5 protein-coding genes are annotated in these 5,896 nt (G+C 48.4%); 2 read left to right on the forward strand and 3 right to left on the reverse strand.

What is annotated here, in order from left to right:
- Positions 1–533 precede the first annotated feature (533 nt).
- Positions 534–1,094: a pentapeptide repeat-containing protein gene (locus RMO52_RS02065; RefSeq protein WP_309743633.1), complete on the reverse strand. Its 561-nt coding sequence runs from the start codon at positions 1,092–1,094 to the stop codon at positions 534–536.
- Positions 1,095–1,401: 307 nt separating this feature from the next.
- Here RMO52_RS02065 and RMO52_RS02070 point away from each other — a divergent pair, with 307 nt between their 5' ends.
- Positions 1,402–2,121, forward strand: coding sequence for a COP23 domain-containing protein (locus RMO52_RS02070; protein ID WP_309743635.1), 720 nt, complete (start codon positions 1,402–1,404; stop codon positions 2,119–2,121).
- Positions 2,122–2,224: 103 nt separating this feature from the next.
- Entirely contained in the window at positions 2,225–3,388 is a 1,164-nt protein-coding gene (locus RMO52_RS02075; RefSeq protein ID WP_309741419.1) for a GuaB3 family IMP dehydrogenase-related protein, read from the forward strand.
- Between the two features lie 452 nt (positions 3,389–3,840).
- On the opposite strand, the gene rplY is transcribed toward RMO52_RS02075, so the two are convergent.
- Together rplY and RMO52_RS02085 are read right to left on the reverse strand one after the other, a co-directional pair.
- Entirely contained in the window at positions 3,841–4,137 is a 297-nt protein-coding gene (gene rplY, locus RMO52_RS02080; protein ID WP_309741418.1) for a 50S ribosomal protein L25, read from the reverse strand.
- A 122-nt stretch (positions 4,138–4,259) separates the two neighbouring features.
- Entirely contained in the window at positions 4,260–5,588 is a 1,329-nt protein-coding gene (locus RMO52_RS02085) for an adenylosuccinate synthase (RefSeq protein ID WP_310410462.1), read from the reverse strand.
- Between the last annotated feature and the right edge of the window lie 308 nt (positions 5,589–5,896).

Below are 5,896 nucleotides of genomic sequence, written 5' to 3' on the forward strand. Positions count from 1 at the left end.
TTAACTAGGACTGCGGGAATTCCCCCGCCATAGGTGTACCCGCCTTGGCGGTGGGATGAAAGCAGGCGAATGAGAGATTGCATCTCCCCACCGCTATTTGCCACCACCGGAAGCAAGCAGCGGAGGGAGATGTATGAACGAATGAGTAACAAGCATTTTGGCTGAGTACAAGCATTCTCAAAATTGGTAAGATCTTAGAGAAGGTTGATGACCTTGTGGACTGTCTAAAAGGCTGACGAAGTACTAGCAGAATAGCCACTAAATGAAATCTGCCGCTGGACGAATCAAACACCATGTGGGTTTCCGACTCAAGTAATTTCTGCCTTGGGACACAGGGCGGCTGCGTGGACACCGTGTAAGCGGTGTGAGAGTCAGAACGAGACGGCTTGTCAAACCTCTGGACGCTGTGTAAGACCAAAACGCAAACTTGTTTGTGTGGAGGCAATGGCGGATGAAACACGAAGTCTGGGGTTTTGATGCCCAGACCGTATGCGTAGCATCGGTGTGGGTTGACTAAGCACTAAGATATGTCACTACACCATCACTGGCATCGAGCGACTCAAATCTACTGCTGGGCGATCTCGATCGCACCGGATGGTATCTTGCCAATTAACATTAATAACAATCGCTCGCTCCAATCGGGTGTGACTGAGATTTGCGCCCGTGAGATTTGCCCCGGTGAGATTGGCATAGCTGAGATTTGCCCACGCCAAATTCGCCCCGGTTAAGTCCGTCAAATGAAGCTGCGCTAACCGGAGATCGGCTCTTTGGAGATCGATCTGATGACAATTTGCACTGCTAAGATCCGCTCTAATCAGAGTCGATCGATCGCCACGACTAGCAACTAGCTTGCTCTGCCGCAAATTTGCCCGCCACAACATTGCTTTGCTAAATACGGCTGCTGAGAGATCGATACCCCCAAGGTTCGCCCAACTCAAGTTGCTATCATTTAACTGTGCCTGGGTAAAATCGCTACCGCTCAGGTCAGATTCGCTCAGATCGATCGATTGGAGATCGAGCCAACGAAAATCGCGTTGACCTTGCTGGCACAATTGCCTCAACTCTTGGGCGGTGATTTTGGGTGTGTCAAACATGCTCTCAAACATCTATCCGGTCGTGAAGATCGGCTGGAATGGCAACAACAAACGCAGCTACCATTTATTTCCACAGCCGAACATCAAAACAGCTTATTAAGTTTTGTAAACTCATCTTAACAAATATATCAGCATACTTGCAATTTTTGCCAAGCTGTAGATCTTTGTGCATATTCTCAGCACGATCCGCACATCCCTGTTGCCCTCTCAAACTGGAACATTCTCGATCGATCCCTTGTCCTACAACTTACAAGTACGATATTCCAGCCACTGACACTCCATCCTCACCCCAGAATAAATAAAACCCATGAACGTATCCCTCAAAATTTGGAGCTGGGCCATCTTAGGTGCTGTGTTGACAGCCAGTAGTGCCAGCGCACAGTATGGGCCACCTACACCGCAGACAAGCGTGCCATCGGGGGGAACTCAGGCACGTTTTATGTGCGAATCGATTAATAATGAGTCTACCGTGACTTATCGCCCGATCGATCGACCGGGCGAACGCTATCCGTGGGCGATTCCCAGCACGATGGGTAGCAACTGGAATGCGAGTAGACGCTGCACCGAAATCGCCCGCAGACTTGAAGAATATCGCCGCGATGGACTCAAAGAACTGCGAACGGAGGTCAAAAATCAGTACGATACGGTCTGTGTGACTACCGAACGCGATAGCGAATGCCGTCTAGTATTTACAGTACCATCAGGACAAGACGCGATCGCGACCAGAGACTCAGTCTTTCGCAATCTGACGATGGCAGATAGCGGGCAAAGAACCACAGGTGTCAATACCTTTGCCGACGGTGGCAATAATGGCCTTGGCAATCTGCTCGGTAATGTACTACCAGGACTGGGTAATGGCGGTAATGGTGCAGCACCAACTGCGGCAATTGGGAGCAACAGTAATATCGATCTGCGTCCCTTCCTCTCGACAAAAGATGGCGGTACCGCCACCAAACTGCGCGCGCCTGGTAACACAAATGCAACTACTGGTAATGCCAAAAAATTAAATCCCAATCGGTTTCGTTAGAATACCGATCCCCATGCAAAAATCTGTAAAAAAGTAAACAAATGTTGCAGTCTATTTGTTAGGCTTACTTAAAGACGTTTTTTGGAAGAAGGTCGGATCGATCGTGGATATTCAAATTGGGAAAGGGAAAACGGCTCGTAGAGCCTATGGCTTTGACGAAATAGCCCTAGTGCCTAGCGGCAAAACATTAGATCCCAGTTTGGCAGATACTAGCTGGCAAATTGGTGATATCAAGCGCGAAATCCCGATTATTGCTAGCGCAATGGATGGGGTGGTCGATGTCCGCATGGCGGCTGAGTTATCAAAACTCGGTGCGCTCGGCGTACTCAATTTGGAAGGGATTCAAACTCGGTATGAAGATCCCAACCCTATTCTCGATCGAATTGCGGCTGTTGGGAACGATGGATTTGTATCTCTGATGCAGGAACTCTATGCTGCCCCCATCAAACCGGAATTAATTGGCGTAAGAATTGCCGAGATCAAAGCTGCTGGTGGCATTGCCGCAGTAAGTGCCACTCCCGCTGGGGCGGCTAGATTTGGTGCAGCAGTAGCCGCAGCAGGTGCAGATTTATTCTTTATTCAAGCTACTGTCGTCTCGACAGAATTTCTGGCTCCCGAAGGCATCGAACCACTCAACTTGGCTAAATTCTGCAAAGAGATGCCAATGCCTGTGGTATTGGGCAACTGTGTCACCTATGATATTACGTTGGAATTAATGCAAGCAGGCGCAGCCGCTGTCCTCGTCGGTATCGGGCCTGGAGCGGCTTGTACTTCTCGCGGGGTACTGGGAGTCGGCGTACCCCAAGCAACTGCCGTAGCTGACTGTGCAGCGGCACGAGATGAGTTTTTCAAGCAGACAGGTAAATATATTCCCGTAATTGCCGATGGTGGCTTGGTTACTGGTGGCGATATCTGTAAATGTATCGCTTGTGGTGCTGATGGGGTAATGATTGGTTCTCCCTTCGCACGGGCGGCGGAAGCTCCCGGACGCGGCTTCCACTGGGGCATGGCTACTCCTAGCCCCGTATTACCCAGAGGGACGCGGATCAAAGTCGGTACCACTGGCACCCTCGCTCAAATCCTCACGGGGCCAGCGAAATTAGATGATGGTACTCACAATCTGTTAGGTGCGCTCAAAACTAGTATGGGTACCCTCGGTGCCAAAACTATCAAGGAAATGCAACAAGTCGAGGTCGTAATTGCCCCCTCACTCCTGACTGAAGGTAAAGTCTATCAAAAGGCGCAACAGTTAGGGATGGGCAAGTAGAAATCAACAGCAGGATGACAAAGCTCGATCGCACTAGTGCAAATAAACTATGCACGCGATCGTCGGCGTAGACAAGTGACTTTAGCAATAAATATTTACCTGAAAAACCGACCACAAACTTGCTATTTCGACAAAATAGTCCCCCCCGATTTTTAGAGGGTACTGTTACAATTAAGATCGACGGAAGCTGATGTTTCCGTTCACTCCTCACACCACATCCCGCCTGAGACACTTAATTGTGTCTTGGGCGGTTCCTTTTTTTAGGGGATAGGATAGGGAATAGAGAATAGGCGAGAAAGTTTTAGGTGGTTATTAATAGCCCGATATCAGATAAAAAAGGGGGAGAACGAAAGTTCTCCCCCTTTGGTTGTAATACTATTATCAAATAAGTATAGATTAAGATTAGGAATCGAAATTTTACTCACTATTCCATATCCCCTATCCCCTATTCCCTAATCTTTAACTGCAAAAAAGCTCAAGTGATAGGGGAAGTTTTTCCAAGGATGAGTTTGAATTTCCTTGATTACGGTCATACCTTTCCAATCTAATTCAGGAATGCTGACTTCCACTGGAGTTTTGTTGATTCTAGCTTTCTTGATGAGATTCTCAACACTTTTAGCATCGAGAGTCAGGAGTAGAGACTTATCTCCATCGTGTCCGTAAAGATTGACGGGGATATGCCCGTTGCGGCGAAGGGTATTGGGTTTACTACCAGCAACGCGTTGTTTTAATTCGACTGAGATTTCCATGATTGTTAGTAGTTATTTGATAAATTTTACGCGTTCAAACCAAGCTTAATACTTAGCAATCGATCGTTAATAATCGATCGTGAGCTACTCTCGATCGATTATTAACCATTAATTATTAACTATTAAACTGGTGTACCATCCGCTGATAATAGACCTCGTTTCGGCCCATGAATTGGGTCTTCGACGATGATCGTTTGGTCGCGGCTGGGGCCGAGGGAGACGATCGAAATCGGCACTTCCATCAAGTCAGCTAAGAACTTGAGATAGTTCAAGGCTGCTTGTGGCAGGTCTTCAAGCGATCGACATTCCGTAGTATCCTGCTTCCAACCCGGTAGGGTTTTGTAAACTGGACGACACTTGGCAAAGTCCCGAGCGGAGTTGGGGAAATCAGTAGTTTGGGTGCCGTTGATTTCATAAGCAACACAGACTTGAATTTCCTCGAACTCGTCGAGGACATCAAGCTTGGTAATTGCCATACAGTCCATCCCATTGATCCGGACAGCATAACGACCGATGACGCTATCAAACCAACCACAGCGACGTTTTCGTCCGGTAGTGGTGCCAAATTCAGCCCCACGCTCGCCCAAAATTTCACCGCTGCGATCGTCGAGTTCGGTCGGGAATGGCCCTTCGCCCACACGCGTAGTGTAAGCTTTGGCAATCCCAATCACTCGATCGATCGTTGTGGGGCCAATGCCAGTACCGATACAAGCTCCCCCGGCAATCGGGTTGGAGGATGTTACATAAGGGTAGGTACCGTGATCGAGATCGAGTAATGTCCCTTGAGCGCCTTCAAATAAAATATTGCGACGGTGACGCACCGCATCATATATTTTGAGCGAAGTATTGACGATATGTGGGCGCAACCGTTCGGCATAACCCAGATATTCGGTGGTTACTTGCTCTGGATCGAGTGGCGGTAGATGATAGAGCTTTTCTAGGATCTCATTCTTTTGGGCGATCGTCCAGAGCATTTGCTCGCGGAATGAGTCAGCATCCATCAAATCTTGGATTCGCACCCCCATGCGTTCGGATTTGTCCGCATAGGTGGGGCCGATACCCCGTCCAGTCGTACCGATCTTGTGGGTGCCTCTGACTTCTTCCGATGCGCGATCGATCGATCGATGATAAGGCATCGTGACATGGGCTGTTTGGGAAATCAACAGCTTATCAGTAGGAATTTTAAGTTCTACAAGTCGATCGAGTTCTTCAATTAAGACTTTGGGGTCAATGACTGTTCCACAGCCAATGATACATTCAGTTTCGGGATATAGAATCCCCGAAGGAATCAAATGTAGTTTGAAGGTTTGACCATTCACGACTACAGTGTGACCAGCGTTGACACCCCCTTGGTAACGCACGACCACATCGGCTGACTTACTGAGTAAGTCAGTGATTTTTCCTTTTCCTTCATCGCCCCATTGGGCACCAATTACGACTACGTTAGCCAAGGGTTATTGCTTGTCTATCTGAATAAAGTTAACACAATCTAAGATCCTACCACGGACATCTGTACCTGTCAAAAGAGAGAGGGTAGAGGTTAGAGGGTAGAGGGTAGAGGGTAGATGGGGAGATAGACTTTGGATGGGTGGAGCCACGGCTCGATCTCCAAGCAGTGTCAGCGATCGCCTATAATATAATCGCATCGCTTACCGTCTGCCATTTCTTAGGCAACCAACGATCGGACACCATCACATTTCATTCCGCTCCCAGTCTCCTTCCCTTAGTGTCTCCCAACTCCCCCATGACCCCCAAAACC

It is taken from the genome of Chamaesiphon sp. OTE_8_metabat_110, from assembly GCF_031382685.1.
Classification (GTDB): Bacteria; Cyanobacteriota; Cyanobacteriia; order Cyanobacteriales; family Chamaesiphonaceae; genus Chamaesiphon.